The following is a 15,667-nucleotide window of genomic DNA, read 5'->3' as shown; positions in this document are numbered from 1 at the left end:
CCCTAGTCCCTAGTCCCTACTCCCTACTCCCTACTCCCTACTCCCTACTCCCTTTGCTAAATCACTAATCACTAATCACGCAAACCCTATGCCAAATACATTAAACAGACAACTAAACGGAGATCGTGCCCCCCAACAACACCAAGAAACCTTGACTTCTCCAACACCAGCTCCATCTCGGGATGATTGGTCTGATGCCACTCAAGAACTCCTCGATAGTTTACCCCAAGTTTGGACAAGGGGACTGATGTACTTTCTAATCGCATTTGTTGGCATCAGTTTGCCCTGGGCTATACTATCTCAAGTAGATGAAACCGGTACCGCTAGGGGACGACTAGAACCGAAAGGAAAAACGGTGAGGCTGGATGCAGCTGTGGCGGGAACCGTAGCAGATATTAAGGTAAAAAAGGGAGATAAAGTAGACGCTGGACAACAGTTATTAGTATTAGAATCTGAGTTAGTTAATTCAGAGCTAAGGCAAGTACAAGATAAGTTAAAAGGTCAATTAAATCGCTTGTCTCAGTTAGAATTGCTGAAAAATCAATTAGTGGTAGCATTGGCAACTCAGCAGCAACAAAATCAAGCTCAAGTGTTGGAAAAACAAACACAAGTAGACCAAGCGCTACAGAATCTGGAGGCTCTGAATAATTCCTATGATTTACAAAAAGAAGAAAAGTTAGCTCAAGTTAATCAAGCGCATCAGACCTTTAAACTTAGTCAAAAGTCTTTTAATATAATTGAGAATCGTTTGGATAATGCTGAGCGGGAAGTGAACCGTTACAAGGATGCCTATCAGGAAGGGATTGTTTCGGAAATCCAAGTAGTAGACCGGGAAGATTTGCTACAGGAGAGGCAACGGTTGTATGAACAAACCAAGTCAGAGATTGAGCAGAGTAAGTTACGTCTAACTGAACAACAGAGTAGTTATGAACGAACCCTTAGACAAGCGCGAGCAGAGATTGAACAGGCACAGTTACGACTAAAGGAACAAGAAAGAAGTTATCAGACTCTGAGCCACTCGGGTAAATTAGCGCTGCTGAGGGTGGAGGAACAATTGAAGAATTTGGATACACAAATAACTACCCTCAATTCAGAAATTTCTCAAAGTAAGGGTGAGATTAACTCGTTGCAGCTTCAGTTAAAGCAACGAGTGTTAAAGGCACCGGTCAGTGGTACGGTGTTTGAATTACCGATTCAAGCGGCTGGAGCGGTAGTGCAGTCAGGAACTATGGTGGCGGAAATTGCACCCTCAGGTTCGGTGTTGGTAATTCGAGGGCAGATGGCAACGACTGAAAGTGGTTCTTTAGAGACAGGAATGCCAGTGAAGTTGAAGTTTGATGCCTATCCGTTTCAGGATTATGGAGTCGTAGCAGGAGAGTTAGTAGATATTTCTCCTACTACCTCTGAGGTGGATACTCCTAATGGCAAGAGGGCGGTTTATGATTTAGAAATTGAACTGAAGCAGGATTGTATACCTTCCGCTGATAAGTGTATTGCCTTGCGTCCTGGAGATACGGCCATGGCTGAGGTGATTGTGCGCCAGCGTCGGATTATTGATTTTATCCTCGATCCCTTTAAGAAGTTACAGCAGGGAGGGTTGAAATTGTAGATGTCTAATCGGGCGATGGTCAGATGGCCAGATGAAATTGATATGTAACACTGATAATTATAGAACAACTAATCAAGAGATAAATTAGCTCACAAGTTATGGTTAATTCCCACCCAAAGATGACTATTACTAAGGAAGATATTTGGCATCAAGTTAAGCTATCGGGTAATATTCCTGATCTAGTTGAGGAGATTCTTACTCGTCAGGTGATCAAGGATGCTGTAGATGAAGCGGGGATAACTATTGAGGTTGAAGAACTTCAGAAAGTAGCTGACCAAATGCGATTAATGAACAACCTCAGTAGTGCTGATGAAACTTGGGCTTGGTTAGAACAACGTGGTATGTCTCTAGATGATTTTGAAGAAGTTGTCTATGATACGGTTAGCTCTGGAAAGTTATCTGCTCATTTATTTGGGGATAACGTTGAGTCTTATTTTTATGAAAATCAGTTGGATTATGCGGGTGTGGTGATGTATGAAGTGGTATTAGATGATCAGGATTTGGCTCTGGAACTTTTCTATGAAATTCAGGAAGGGGATGTGAGTTTTTATGATGTGGCTCACGAGTATATTCAGGACCAGGAGTTACGTCGAAAAGTTGGCTATCGGGGCATAATGTACCGTAACGATTTGAAGCCCGAGATTTCGGCTGCTGTTTTTGCTGCTAATCCCCCAGAGGTGCTTAAGCCGATTGTGACTGCTCAGGGAGTGCATTTGCTTTTGGTGGAGGAGATTGTTCAAGGGGAATTGGATGAGCAGATGCGGTATCAAATTATCTCGGATTTATTTAGTGCATGGCTGAAGCAACAAATTGAGAAAATTGAGGTGGTGAAAAATCTGGAATTATCGACTACAACGTCAGAGGACTAAATTTAGTAGATATTTCTGAATTAATCGAATAATCCTCTGATAGATACCAGAGGATTATTTAATACCTAATTAGGTATTTGATCAGAACAGCTCTTCAATAGCGTCTCCCAGGGTACTACCAGCACTGATTCCGGAAAAAATGCCAGCAGGCCCACCGAGCAAGCCTCCTGCGATACCTCCTACAATACCTCCAATTAGTTTTCCTAGAAAGCCACCTCCAAGGATAACAGCCATTTCTTCGGCTGATAATTCAGTTAACATAGAATTTTCATCTAGTTCAGCCGAATTTAGATCTGAGATTGTAATTCTAGCCATTCGTAAATGTCCTATTTACAGTAATTATTATTGTTTAAAATTAGACTTTTAATTGCCTAATTACATTACTATAATCTGGGATTTATTTCAGAACAGCAAGGGATTAATCAAGGAAAAAAGTGACAAAAGTAATTCAGTTATATCTTGGTTGATTGTCAGAATATATATACTAGGATATTTAGAGGTTTTATTGCCTTATCCCATGACTATAATCTGGGATTTATTCCAGGATTTCAAGGGGGTAATCAATGAAAAAAGTGACAAAAGTAATTCAGTGATGTCTTGGTTGATTTGAAAAATAACCCTACTAGTGGGTCAAGTCATAACAAGTATCAAGTAAACTTGACCAAATATCTAAGTTTTGAGAAACTAAATTCAATTAGTTATATTTTTGTTGCTTGTGCGTCGCTCCCTTGAAAGCTAGAGCTGAGAAAACCTCATAAAACAATTCCACTCAAGATAAATCTTGGGTGGAATCAGAATCAGTAGTATAGCGCTATGGGCAAGGCAAGAGGCAAAAGGCAACAGGCAACAGTTTACTACAACAGCTTTTGCTGATTGTATAAATCTCAAACACCTTAATAGGTAGTGCTATAGAGTTCCAGGGATGGAGTTGAGTTAATTGACATTAGGTATCATTGCTTGGGAATCAAAAGCGTTCGCGTAGCGTGACCTACGGTCAATCGCATTCGCGCAGCGGAGGCCGAAGGCCACAAGCGTGACCATCGGTCAATCGCATTCTTATTCCCTACACCTTGCCCCATTAGTATTGTTCTGACTCCTCATCCCCCCACTCCTCCCACTTCTCCCTAAAAGCACCTAATCCCTAGTGCCTGATTATTTTCATCCAAAAATTCAATCAAACTTTACACAAACAACATAAAATTTTACCAAAATCTAAAATTAGATAAAAATCATCCAAAAAAACGACAAAATAAGCCAAAAATTGGCCAAAATCATCCAAAAAATCCACAATACTAGGTAAATTTGACTATTAAAACCAACATAAAAGCCAACATCCACCCTCGATCATCAAAACAATGAGTTAAAGACTTTTTAGTTACAAATATGTCAGGACATCAGTCGAAATCTGATCTTGAGGGTGCATGTACTAGTACAGGTAAATATTTAACAGCGTTTCAGCGCAAACTACTACAAAAAAGTCTACGAGCCGATTTACCCCAGCATTATCGTCAGCGCATTGAAATTATGTTGCTAGCGGATGACGGTAACTCTCAAATTGAAATTTGTCAAACCTTGGGATGTTGTCCAGCTACAGCCAGACATTGGATATTGATGGCCCGGACTGGGATGGCGCACAACTGGCAGAATAACCCCATTGGTCGCCCTAAGGCAGTAAATCAGGAACATCTAGAGCGATTGAAGGAACTGGTAAGCCAGAGTCCAAAGGAGTTTGGCTATCCATTTCGGCGCTGGACAGCTAACTGGTTGAGTAAGCATTTAGCTCAGGAATTTGGCATTGAAGTCAGCGATCGCCATATTAGTCGGTTGCTAAAACAAATGGGATTGTCTACCAAAGGCAAACCCCGTAATCCCGAGTCTAAAACCACTGAGAACGATACACCGTCGAATGATAAAGCTTCAAATACTAGTAGCGTTCGCGTAGCGGCTCGTACCGAGCATGGCGTAGCGTGGCCTACGGCCAATCGCATTATCATTCGTGACCTGCAATCAGCTTCTAGTGCTGATTCTCGAGAATTGTTATCCACTACTCTCTCTAGATCAGATTTAGACATCCATGGTTCAAAGTGCATCTACTCCGTTGATTTCCCCTCAACAACTCAGCCAGACTCTCGGTACAGCTCTCCCGCTACAGGAATGCCAGCGCTTTCTCAAACACTTGACATTAATAGAGCCCAAGGTAGGTAAATTTTGGCAAGGGAGTCAGGCATCAGCTGGTATCTACATTATTATTGCTGGAAAAGTAAGGTTGCTGAATCAGGCCGGTGACTTAATTGCCAGCTTAGAAACAGGGGAATCATTTGGGGAATTGACCTTGTTTCCCTCAGCAGACTTAGAAAGCTATAGCGCTAGAGCTTCCCTGAAGCTAAAGCTATGCTTTGTACCGGGGGAAGTGTTGTTTCCCCTGATCAATAAGTATCCCGAAATCCGAGAGCATTTTTGGAGTCAGGCGCAAGCTCGTAATGCCCTACTAGTTAGCTCCCCTACTCCCCCTATCGCTCCATCTGACCATCCCCCCATATCCCCATCCCCCCATCTGACCATCTCCCAGTCTCGGTCTGGGGAAGCCAAGTCCCAGAAATCCCAGAAAAAAGTTAGCAAAGCTTACTTTCCTAACCCAACCCAGCAAGCAGGGCATTTATGGCAACGGGTAATCCGACGCTATCCGTTTTTTGCCCAGCAGAGTGGTTCTGACTGTGGTGCCGCCTGTTTGGTAATGGTATCTAGCTATTGGGGTAAACGGTTTAGTGTGAATCGTTTGCGGGATATCGCTAATGTTGACCGCAATGGCGCATCATTGCGAGGACTATCAGCAGCAGCAGAAAGTATTGGCTTTTCTACTCGTCCGGTTAAAGCCAGTCTTGACCAGCTAGCTAAGCAAAAATTGCCAGCTATAGTCCATTGGGAAGGTAAACACTATATTGTCGTTTATGAAATTACTCGGAAACGAGTGATTGTGTGTGACCCCGCCATTGGTCAACGTAGTCTCACCCATCGAGAGTTTAACGCCGATTGGACCGGTTATGCCCTGCTGCTACAACCAACAGCATTACTCAAGGATGCTAAAGAAACGACTACTCCCTTCTGGCAATTCTTTGAATTAATCAAACCCCATGGGTTAGTAGTGTTAGAGGTATTTCTTGCTTCCTTATTTATCCAGATATTTGGATTAATTACACCTCTATTCACCCAGCTAATTTTAGACCGAGTGGTGGTGCAGCGCTCTGGGCTAACCTTAATGGCGGTGGGCTTAGGGCTGCTGATATTTAGCCTGTTTCGAGTGGCAATGATGGGCTTGCGGCAATACCTACTAGACCATACGGCTAATAAAGTAGATGCAGCACTGATTGTAGGATTTATTCGCCATACACTGCGGTTGCCTCTTTCGTTTTTTGAGTCCCGCTATGTTGGTGACATTATATCACGGGTTCAGGAAAACCGCAAGATTGAGCGTTTCCTTACCGGTGAGGCATTATCAATTCTGCTGGATTTACTAACAGTATTTATCTATGTAGGATTGATGGTTTGGTACAGCTGGAAAATGGCGTTATTGGCCTTAGTGATTGTGCCGCCATTCTTATTGCTAGCGTTGATTGCGACACCGTTTTTACGGAGGATTTCCCGGGAAATATTTCAATCGACGGCTAAAGAAAATAGTTATCTAATTGAAGCGCTTTCCGGTGTAAGTACCGTTAAATCCACAGCAGTAGAACAAACCGTACGTTGGCATTGGGAGGAGTTATTAAATAAGGAAATTAAGACAAGTTTTGATGGGCAAGTTATCAGCAATCGGCTGCAAATTTTCAGTAATGCTATTGAAGCCGTAGTAACCACAAGCCTTCTGTGGTATGGAGCGTGGTTAGTGATTCAGAATCAGTTAACCATTGGACAATTAGTGGCATTCAATATGCTGCTGGGAAATATTATTACTCCTTTCCAGCGGTTAACCGTGTTATGGAATCAATTCCAGGAAGTAGTAATTGCGATGGAACGGATTAATGATGTGTTGGATTCCGAACCAGAGGAGGATTTACTGAATCAAGCCCGTCAATCGTTACCATCAATTCAGGGTCACATTGCCTTTGATAATGTCACCTTTCGCTATCACCCAGAAAGTGATTTAAATGTACTGGAAAATCTATCATTTCAAGTGAAACCAGGACAAATGGTAGCCCTAGTGGGACGCAGTGGTTCAGGCAAAACCACGATTTCTAAATTGGTGTTGGGATTGTATCCACCCACAGATGGGAAAGTATTGATTGATGGCCTTGATATTACCAGTTTGTCCTTAGGGTCTTTGCGATCGCAAGTGGGAGTAGTAGACCAAGATACGTTTTTGTTTGGTGGAACGATTCGGGAAAATATTAGCTTAGGTCATCCCGCTGCTAGTTTAGACGAGATTATAGAAGCAGCACGATTGGCAGGCGCTGATGAGTTTATTAAACAGTTGCCCATGGGCTATGAAACCCAGATAGGAGAAGGGGGAGGGACATTGTCTGGTGGACAACGGCAACGGATTGCGATCGCACGGGCTTTGTTAGGCAATCCTAAGTTATTAGTCTTAGATGAGGCTACCTCCCATTTAGATGCCGAATCAGAGCGAATTATTCAGCAGAACTTAAATCAAATTCTCAAAGATAGAACAACATTCGTCATTGCTCATCGGTTGTCTACAGTGCGGAATGCAGATTTAATTTTAGTGATGGATAGAGGAGTATTGATTGAAAGTGGAACCCATCAGGAATTGATGGCACAACGTGGCCATTATTATTATCTTAATCACCAGCAATTTAGGCAATAGGCAATAGGCAATAGGCAATAGGTAAGAGGTAAGAGGTAAGAGGTAAGAGGTAAGAGGCAATAGGCAATAGGCAATAGGCAATAGGCAATAGGTAAGAGGCAATAGGCAATAGGCAATTTTTTTATTTTAGTTTTTGAGGATTGAAAAATGTCACAAATAAAAGACTTTAAAGATTTGATAATTTGGCAAAAAGGTATGCTAATAGCTGAGAAATGCTTTTTTATAACTAAAAAAATTCCAAAAGAAGAACTATATGGGATGACTCAACAAATAAGAAGAGCTTCATCATCTATCCCAGCCAATATATCAGAGGGCTATGGAAGAAGAGCTGCCGGGGACTATAAACGCTTTTTAAACATTGCTCAAGGTTCAGTTAATGAGTTACAAACTTTTCTGATCCTAGCTGTTAGAGTTGGTTTAGGTACGCCAAAAGACATAGAATTTATTTTACAAACTCTTAAAGAAGAAAGTAAAATGATTGCCTCTCTTATCAATAAACTATCCTAGCTTAGGACTATTGACTATTGCCTATTGCTAGCATGCCTATTGCCTTTTGGCTCTTGCCTATTGCTAGCATGCCTATTGCCTCTTACCTCTTACCTCTTGCCTATTGCCTATTGCCTATTGCCTATTGCCTTTTGCCTAGACTTTACCTATCACTAATCCCAATAACTCAGAACTAAAATTATGCCCAATACATTAAATGGACACTTAAATGAACACTTAAATGGACACTTAAATGGACACTTAAATGGACATCGTCCAACTCAGCTACAAGACACTAATCATGATCAAGATAATTTAAACGCCCCAGACTTAGCTAAGTTTACTGATGAGTGGTCTTACGCTACTAAAGAATTACTCGATAGTTTGCCTCAGGTTTGGACTAGGGGATTACTGTACTTTCTAGTAGTATTTGTGTCCATTATTTTACCCTGGTCGATGCTCTATAAAGTAGATGAAACGGGTACAGCTAGAGGACGACTTGAACCAAAGGGTAAGACCGTGAGGCTGGATGCTGCTGTAGCCGGTACCGTGGATGAAATTAAGGTTAAAGAGGGGGAAAAGGTTGAGGCTGGACAAAATTTAGTGATTTTGAAATCCGGGTTAGTTCGTACTGAATTGCAGGAAGTTAACGATAAATTAAAGGGGCAAGTCAGTAGGCGATCGCAGTTAGAATTACTAAAAAATCAGTTAGTGGTAGTCTTGACAACTCAGCAGCAACAAAATCAAGCCCAAGCCTTGGAAAAGCAAGCTCAAATTGACCAAGCGCGACAGACTATAACTGATCTTAGGAATTCCTATAACTTACAAAAAGACGAAAAATTAGCTCAAGTTAATCAGGCCAGGCAAAATCTTGAACTTAGTCAAACAGCCTATAAATTAATAGAAATTCGTTTAGCTAATGCCCAGCGAGAGGTGCAACGCTACCGTCAACTTTGGCAACAAGGAGTTGTGCCAGAAATTGATGTATTAGATAAAGATGATGTGGTACAAGAAAGGCGAAGATTGTATGAGCAAACTAAGTCTGATATTGAACATGCTAAGTTACGGATTGTGGAAGAAAAAAGTAGTTATGAACGGACAATGCGTCAAGCACAAGCAGATATGAAGCAAGCAAAACTACGATTAAAAGAACAGGAAAGGAGTTATCAGAGTTTGATTTATTCCGGTAATTTATCAGTACTTCAAATAGAAGAACAACTGAATAATATAGAGACCGAAATTACTACCCTAAATTCAGAAATTGCTCAGAGTAAGCGTCAGATTGAGTCGTTACAGCTTCAGTTAAAGCAACGAGTATTAGACGCACCGGTAAGTGGAATGGTATTTCAGTTACCGATTCAAAGACCTGGTGCTGTAGTGCAGCAGGGAACTATGGTAGCAGAAATTGCCCCAGAGGATTCATCATTAATTATTCGAGCCCAGATGGCAACCACTGAAAGTGGTTCTTTAAAGAAAGGAATGCCAGTAAAACTGAAATTTGATGCCTATCCGTTTCAAGAGTATGGGGTGATGGCAGGAGAGTTAGTGGAAATTTCTCCAACTACCTCTGAGCTGGAAACCCCGGATGGAAAGGTAGCAGCCTATAACATAGAAATTGCTTTAAATCAAGATTGTCTTCCCACAGGTAACGAGTGTATTGGATTCCGTCCTGGAGATACAGCAACAGCTGAGGTGATTGTACGTCAGCGTCGCATTATTGATTTTATTCTCGATCCGTTTAAGAAGTTGCAGCAAGGAGGTTTGAAATTATAGGTGATTTCCGGGATGTCATATTAGTCAATTCAGGGCATTATCAATTAGTGCAGTTCTCAATTCATTGAGATACTTTCATCCTGGGTTTTACGGAGTAGGGAGCAGCGATACAGCGCCTTGATCAGGGAGTTTAACCGATTATCGACTACATCAACAGGAATTGCTAAAACATTTATAACAACATGCTTTTTCATCCCCTATTCCCTATTCCCTATTCCCTATTCCCTGCGCCCAGCGCTATAACTTTCACAGTTTAAATTACTAGGATAAACACGATGTCACCAGCTATCACAATTACCAAAGACGATATTCTTGAAGAAGTCAAGCAATCTGGTAAAATTCCTGAGATTATCGAAGCAATTACTACCCGCAAGTTAATCGCAGCTGCTGCCGCTGAGGCGGGTATCCAAGTAGAGACAGAAGAACTTCAAGACGCAGCAGATCAATTCAGGATAGTTAGCCAACTCGGGAGTGCTGAGCAAACTTGGGCATGGCTGGAAAAACATGCTATGACCTTAGACGAGTTTGAAGCCATGGTATACAATGGCGCTATTTATGAAAAGTTAGCTAACCATTTATTTGCTGATAAAGTTGAAGCCTATTTCTTTGAAAATCAGCTAGATTATGCTGGTGTAGTGATGTATGAGGTAATCATAGATGATGAAGATTTAGCTATGGAACTTTTTTATGGAATTCAGGAAGGGGAGATGAGTTTCTATGATGTTGCTCATCAGTATATCCAGGATATAGAATTACGTCGATCCGGGGGATATCAAGGAGTAGTAAGTCGTGAGCAGATCAAGCCGGAGATTTCTGCTGCTGTCTTTGGGGCTAAGCCACCGGAGGTTCTCAAACCCATTGTGACCTCTAAAGGAGTACACTTGATTTTAGTGGAGGAGATTATTGAAGCACAATTGGATGATAAGCTGCGCTCTAAAATCCTCTTAAATTTATTTTCTGAATGGACTAAGCAACAGATTGAGCAATTTGAAGTTACCAAAAAACTTGACTTAGATTACCAAGCTGCCTAGGTCTTGAGTGGAATGTAGAATGCAGAATGTAGAATGTAGAATTTAGAATGTAGAATTTAGAATTTAGAATGTAGAATTTAGACTTAATAAGTCTACATTCTAATCTTGGTCTTTAAGCTCCTGAAATTAATTGCCACCTGAGCAGTATCAGAGGGCATTTTTTATGATTTATATTTCTAATTTAAGTTCTCTGGATTGAGACTGTATTTGTTATTTAAATTATGCATGATCAATACGTAAGATATCTAAGTATTATTCCGCCATGAGTTAAATTCAGTTCATTATCGTTTACATCTTTTATAAAGTTTTCAGATTCTTTGGATGGAGCAATATCTGCAATTGTGATTTTAGCAGTTTGTTTTGTAATGTTAGCCATTTTTTAATTTACTCGTTACTAATGAAACTGGTTCCAGTTGTGATGATATCTTTCATTGATTTATAGTATTTATATTATCTATTGTTTGAAATTTTTCAAGGTTTAGATCACTATAAAGTCGCCCAAAAATATGCATTATTTAGACTTATCTATTACAAATCATGCTCGGTTTTTTATCAAAACTGTAGAAACAATCATTATTAAGCACATAATCTAAACAGTTATGTCTTTTTAAGGCTAGTCAATTCATTCAAAAAAAAACAGTAATAAAAAGCTATAGCGCTTCAGGCAGTAAACAGGGAATGAAAACGTTTGATCACCTCCCTTTAGCCCAGACCAGGCTTAGGTCGCGCGTCCAAAAAAAAAAGCCCGCCTGGGCGGACTGGATTTTCAAGGGAGTTTTTAAGTTCTAAGTTTTAAGCCGAATTTGGAATCACTATTAACCTCTCAATACACCAGCTTCCTGCTCGATTCGGTCTAAAGCCTTCTTGGCTCTAAAAATAACTCTCAATAATGCCACCTGACTACTCCAAGCTGAGCGTGGTAACAGGGGCAAGGGAGACTCTACATCAGTCTGAGAGTTATCCATTGATGAATCTAAATTACTAGTTTTCAAATTACTAGTCTTGTGATCGGAAAGTGGAGTATTATCTAGCGCTATTGAATTAGTGGAGATATTAGTCATAGGAATGGCTTGCTCAAAGGGATAATTAGCTTGATTTCGCTTGATGTCGCTTGATGTAGGGTGGGCAGTGCTTGATCGAGATTCATGTGCTGGCCATAGCTTTGGTAGCCACTGCCCACCTACGATTAATCACAATAGTGCAAGATCTTAAATTAACTGCTACTACTAGCTAAAGATGGCACCAACTCCTCTTGTTCCTGCCAACCTTTTGGCCAAAGTATACGATCAGCACTAAAGTGAAGTGGATCATTGTCTGGCCAAGGAGCATCTGTTGGTTCCTCGATCAGAACAAATTCGCCATTATCAAAAGGGTTACCTTCGGCGCGATGCTTGATTTCAACTCGCTCCCGAATACCCTGTTTCTCCTGAGTAAGAGCGCGGTGGTGACAGTAAGGATTATTCCCTCTGCGGTCAAAGAAAACATGAGCAGTCCAACTGCAGCCACCACGACACAGTTGAGCAAATTCACAACTCTTGCAGAAACCCCACAGATGCTCTGTACCTTTAGGAGTATCAGCCCCTAGATTAAACCGCAACTCCTCGGTCTCTTCAATAATTTCACGTAGGGAGTGGTCTCGGATATTACCTCCAGTGTAGGCGGAAGTCGGCAATGAGGGACAACCTTTGATAGCACCATCGGCTTCGATGCCTAAGGTAGATAGTCCAGCATTGCACCCCTGCCAAAATGCCCAAGGATTATCCTCTCCCCGTCCCCGCAGCAGTCGTTCATAGGGACCATAGTAACCAATATTATTACCAGCTTGAACCTTTACCCCTTCCCGAAAAGCCCGACGGGCCACCCGCGCTATCATTGGGTACACATCTAGCAACTCATAGGGTTGCAGCAGAATCTCACTATTATCCGCCGCATTCCCCATGGGTACAGTCAACTGAATTTGCCAAGCGAAGACTCCTGCATCCCGGATACGCTCGTAAATCTGGGGAAACTCTGGTGCACTGAGCCGATTTATTTGAGTGTTACAACCAAAGGGGATACCGGCCTCTTTGAGATGGCTCATGGTCTTAAACGCCCATTGCCAAGAACCTTTCCTACCCCGCAACCGGTCGTGTGTGGCTTCTAAACCATCCACGGACACAGAAACTACTCGAATCCCAGCATCTTTCATCCGGCGGGCTGTATCTAAGCTAATCCCAAACCCTCCAGTGGTCATGCCACAGACCATTCCAGCGGAGGTAATCGCTTTGGCAATATCGAGCCAGTCAGGACGTAGAAAGGCTTCACCTCCAATTAAGGTGACTTCTGTAATCCCAACGTCGGCCAGTTGTCTGACCATGTCTAGGGCTTCTGTAGTGGAAAGTTCTTTAGCCCTGGTATGACCAGCCCGAGAACCACAGTGTTGACAGGCTAAATTGCACTTAAGGGTGATTTCCCAGACGGCATAACTAATTCTGCGATAGGTCATCACAATTCTCCCATGTTAAGTTATCTCGAAAGAGGGACAGACATCAGCTGATATAGCAGTTTTCAATGGGGTGAGGTACAGAGTCCTGGGTTTTAGGGAACAGGGAATAGGGAATAGGGAATAGGGAAAAAATCCTGTGTACCTCATAAGTATATAAAACCCTATAGTAAGCCAATCACAAATTAGTGACTTGGGTGTCAAAAAACTACCAATTAAAGATATCAATTCAAGTAGGGTGGGCAAAGTAATCTAATTTAGATCTAATTTAGACTATTCAAAATAATCAAAATTTTTTTTGCCCACCGGACGATCTAAAAACTGGTGTTTTTTTGGCTACTCCCTTACCGACTAACTATCTGTAGCATCCATAAACTGAAATGGTATGATCTGTGTCTGTCGGAATCAACCTGAGCTTATTGCTCAAACTTCCTTAGATAGTATCGTCTATGACAACGCCATACATAGGCTGAGGCCACCAATCTTTAGGCGGCCAAAAAACCACTCCATACAGTGGCTGAAAAATAGGTGGTTTTATGCCCATCATACCTGTAGTAGCTCCACCAAAAACAGCTTCTAGTTCTTGTTGATCAAGATCCCTCAGACCATCCTCAGCAGCATTTGACTCCAACAATTGGCCAGTATAGTCTTCAAGCTCCTCTTGGGTGAAGTCATAGCCAGCGCTTTGCACGATTTGGCGACATTCATCTTTACTGTTTACTCCTTGAATTTGGGCACGAAATTCTTGATCAGTGCCTAGCCTTTCGTAGAAGGCTTTAACATTTTCTAAAGACATAGTTTTTTCCTGAAATTACTGAAATACTGTTCATAGCATCGGTAAAAAAAACAGTACCGTAGCTAGGGCAGTAGTTTCTGAAATCGATGAAGTTTTCATCGATAATAAAATTTTATTCAATAAAAAAAATAATTAAGTAAGCTTTTAAAATTTTGTTGCGACAAAACTTTAAAATTATGTCGCAAACTTGGCTGTATGGGATAATAAAATTATTTCGTTAGGGGGAGGATAGCACCATCATTACTATGGCAGCAACACATGACGATAGTGATCAGGACTTACCCACAACTGCGTCATCAAGCCAATAAGTAATAATACCAATTAGTAAAAGTAGGACTACAGATGCAGATGAGGATATGGGTCAAATTCCTATTAAGGGTAATTCTACGGAGAGGATCTGAAAATAAAAACAACTAAATTTCGAGATATAACTAAAACAATTATGTCACTAACATCTGTGGCAATCAAATTTTCGATTGGCTCCTTAGCCTCAGGGGGAAGCGTTCGCGTAGCGTGGCCAAACGCGCCCCGCGTGGCCAATAGGCCAAGGCCAATCGCATTGGATATCTGTGTGGAAACTTCCACCTCTTCCGCTAAACTAGCTAATATAGCGTTTCTAAATGAAATCTAAACCTAGGAAGTCTTTTTTTATTGTTCAAGAAAACTCCGTATATCTTTGCCCTATTGCCTATTGCCTATTGCCTCTTGCCTTTTTCAGCAATTCGTGTGTTTACAACCCAGATACAAACTCCCTTATCATTGACCAGTGTCTCCTCCTGCACCTCTGACTCGTCTATCCCAAGGACAGCTGAACGTATTAGAAACCTGTCCCCGTAAGTTCCAACACATTTACTTTGACCAACTGGGAACACCCGTGTCTCCTGAACAACAAGAGCGTCTTACTTGGGGAAGCCGCTTTCACCTATTAATGCAACAGCGGGAACTTGGGTTACCAGTGACATCTTTAGTAGAAGAGGATAGCCAACTCGACTACTGGCTGACTGGTTTAGTCAATGCCGCACCAGAACTTTCCCACCCAGAATCTGAAAGTTTCCGGGAAGCGGAACATTGCCGAACCCTGTATTTCCAAGGTTATCTACTTACAGTTATCTATGACTTATTGATTGCAGGGGAAGACTCAGCCCAAATTCTTGATTGGAAGACCTATCCTCAACCGAAAAATCGGGATTGGTTAGCCCAAGACTGGCAAACACGCCTGTATCTCTACATCCTAGCGGAAACTAGCGATTATTGGCCAGAACAAATTTCCATGAGTTACTGGTTTGTCAAATCCCAACCCTCTGCCCAGAGTCTTAAATTTACTTACAATAGCGCACAACACCAGAAAACTAGGGAGGATTTGACTCAGTTGTTGACCCGCTTGGCTGGGTGGCTACAAGGGTACCAAGATCAAGGTTTAGCTTTTCCTCAAGTAGCAGCATCCCTTGGTCGATGTCGTGATTGTACCTTTGCTGTGCGTTGTCAGCGTTATGGGAATAGGTTGAGGAACGATAGTACAGAATTACTACCAAATTTAGCTGATATCGAGGAAGTTTCCCTGTGAGCTACTAGCCCTGACTGGGTTTGTCTGTAGCACCAGTAAGAGTTCAAAAGAGTTAAGCAGAGATCCCTGGGGAACCTCTGCTGTAGCTAGTGCGCTAACCAGCCCATAGGCTACAAAGTCTGGTCGAAATGGATTTGATCAGACTGAGTGCCGCTGGCTTCTTTGTGTTTCCTAAGGTTATAATAACACAAAATCTCTAAATAACACAAAAAACTTAAAATACCTATTGAGTTGTTTA

The 15,667-nt window shown here is 41.7% G+C and carries 16 protein-coding genes; 9 read left to right on the top strand and 7 right to left on the bottom strand.

Going from position 1 to position 15,667, the window contains the following annotated elements; translation table 11 throughout:
* The first annotated feature begins 88 nt into the window (after positions 1 to 88).
* Both AC4II3_RS00535 and AC4II3_RS00530 read left to right on the top strand, forming a co-directional pair.
* A complete protein-coding gene (locus tag AC4II3_RS00535; protein WP_488016105.1) occupies positions 89 to 1,609 on the top strand; it encodes a beta-barrel domain-containing protein in 1,521 nt (506 codons plus the stop codon).
* Positions 1,610 to 1,707: 98 nt separating this feature from the next.
* Positions 1,708 to 2,478, top strand: a complete 771-nt coding sequence (locus tag AC4II3_RS00530) for a peptidylprolyl isomerase (RefSeq protein WP_490722755.1) — start codon at positions 1,708 to 1,710, stop codon at positions 2,476 to 2,478.
* An 81-nt stretch (positions 2,479 to 2,559) separates the two neighbouring features.
* On the opposite strand, the gene AC4II3_RS00525 is transcribed toward AC4II3_RS00530, so the two are convergent.
* Positions 2,560 to 2,793: a hypothetical protein gene (locus tag AC4II3_RS00525; protein ID WP_488016102.1), complete on the bottom strand. Its 234-nt coding sequence runs from the start codon at positions 2,791 to 2,793 to the stop codon at positions 2,560 to 2,562.
* A gap of 1,068 nt (positions 2,794 to 3,861) precedes the next feature.
* Between AC4II3_RS00525 and AC4II3_RS00520 the strand changes: the two genes are divergently transcribed.
* Both AC4II3_RS00520 and AC4II3_RS00515 read left to right on the top strand, forming a co-directional pair.
* The gene (locus AC4II3_RS00520; protein ID WP_488008966.1) at positions 3,862 to 4,683 is read left to right on the top strand and encodes a helix-turn-helix domain-containing protein; all 822 of its coding nucleotides are present in this window, start codon (positions 3,862 to 3,864) and stop codon (positions 4,681 to 4,683) included.
* Positions 4,577 to 7,297: an ABC transporter transmembrane domain-containing protein gene (locus AC4II3_RS00515; protein WP_488008972.1), complete on the top strand. Its 2,721-nt coding sequence runs from the start codon at positions 4,577 to 4,579 to the stop codon at positions 7,295 to 7,297. Before AC4II3_RS00520 ends, AC4II3_RS00515 begins: the two co-directional genes overlap by 107 nt.
* On the opposite strand, the gene AC4II3_RS00510 is transcribed toward AC4II3_RS00515, so the two are convergent.
* Positions 7,287 to 7,406 carry an alpha/beta hydrolase gene (locus AC4II3_RS00510; protein WP_488008964.1) on the bottom strand — a complete coding sequence of 40 codons (120 nt, stop codon included), beginning with the start codon at positions 7,404 to 7,406 and terminating at the stop codon, positions 7,287 to 7,289. The two genes, AC4II3_RS00515 and AC4II3_RS00510, sit on opposite strands and share 11 nt — an antisense overlap.
* A gap of 38 nt (positions 7,407 to 7,444) precedes the next feature.
* Between AC4II3_RS00510 and AC4II3_RS00505 the strand changes: the two genes are divergently transcribed.
* Genes AC4II3_RS00505 through AC4II3_RS00495 form a run of 3 tightly spaced genes read left to right on the top strand, consistent with a single transcriptional unit; the run spans position 7,445 to position 9,556 of the window.
* The gene (locus AC4II3_RS00505; protein ID WP_488008962.1) at positions 7,445 to 7,804 is read left to right on the top strand and encodes a four helix bundle protein; all 360 of its coding nucleotides are present in this window, start codon (positions 7,445 to 7,447) and stop codon (positions 7,802 to 7,804) included.
* 24 nt (positions 7,805 to 7,828) lie between these two features.
* A complete protein-coding gene (locus AC4II3_RS00500; protein ID WP_488029090.1) occupies positions 7,829 to 7,960 on the top strand; it encodes a hypothetical protein in 132 nt (43 codons plus the stop codon).
* Positions 7,961 to 7,984: 24 nt separating this feature from the next.
* Positions 7,985 to 9,556 (top strand): beta-barrel domain-containing protein, encoded by a 1,572-nt coding sequence (locus AC4II3_RS00495; protein ID WP_488008958.1) that lies wholly within the window; start codon positions 7,985 to 7,987, stop codon positions 9,554 to 9,556.
* 56 nt (positions 9,557 to 9,612) lie between these two features.
* Here the strand turns inward: AC4II3_RS00495 and AC4II3_RS00490 are convergent, their stop codons facing one another.
* A complete protein-coding gene (locus tag AC4II3_RS00490; RefSeq protein ID WP_488008956.1) occupies positions 9,613 to 9,750 on the bottom strand; it encodes a hypothetical protein in 138 nt (45 codons plus the stop codon).
* A gap of 81 nt (positions 9,751 to 9,831) precedes the next feature.
* Here AC4II3_RS00490 and AC4II3_RS00485 point away from each other — a divergent pair, with 81 nt between their 5' ends.
* Positions 9,832 to 10,587: a peptidylprolyl isomerase gene (locus tag AC4II3_RS00485; RefSeq protein ID WP_488008954.1), complete on the top strand. Its 756-nt coding sequence runs from the start codon at positions 9,832 to 9,834 to the stop codon at positions 10,585 to 10,587.
* A 229-nt stretch (positions 10,588 to 10,816) separates the two neighbouring features.
* On the opposite strand, the gene AC4II3_RS00480 is transcribed toward AC4II3_RS00485, so the two are convergent.
* The 4 genes from AC4II3_RS00480 to AC4II3_RS00465 form a co-directional block, all read right to left on the bottom strand.
* Positions 10,817 to 10,963: a hypothetical protein gene (locus AC4II3_RS00480; RefSeq protein ID WP_488008952.1), complete on the bottom strand. Its 147-nt coding sequence runs from the start codon at positions 10,961 to 10,963 to the stop codon at positions 10,817 to 10,819.
* A 439-nt stretch (positions 10,964 to 11,402) separates the two neighbouring features.
* A complete protein-coding gene (locus AC4II3_RS00475; RefSeq protein WP_488008950.1) occupies positions 11,403 to 11,648 on the bottom strand; it encodes a hypothetical protein in 246 nt (81 codons plus the stop codon).
* Between the two features lie 152 nt (positions 11,649 to 11,800).
* The gene (locus tag AC4II3_RS00470) at positions 11,801 to 13,072 is read right to left on the bottom strand and encodes a nif11-class peptide radical SAM maturase 3 (protein WP_488008948.1); all 1,272 of its coding nucleotides are present in this window, start codon (positions 13,070 to 13,072) and stop codon (positions 11,801 to 11,803) included.
* 430 nt (positions 13,073 to 13,502) lie between these two features.
* Entirely contained in the window at positions 13,503 to 13,865 is a 363-nt protein-coding gene (locus AC4II3_RS00465) for a Nif11-like leader peptide family natural product precursor (RefSeq protein WP_488008946.1), read from the bottom strand.
* 766 nt (positions 13,866 to 14,631) lie between these two features.
* Between AC4II3_RS00465 and AC4II3_RS00460 the strand changes: the two genes are divergently transcribed.
* Positions 14,632 to 15,429: a PD-(D/E)XK nuclease family protein gene (locus AC4II3_RS00460; protein WP_488008944.1), complete on the top strand. Its 798-nt coding sequence runs from the start codon at positions 14,632 to 14,634 to the stop codon at positions 15,427 to 15,429.
* The last annotated feature ends 238 nt before the right edge of the window (positions 15,430 to 15,667 follow it).

The organism is Moorena sp., from assembly GCF_982860115.1.
This window is presented reverse-complemented; position numbering and strand designations above follow the sequence as displayed.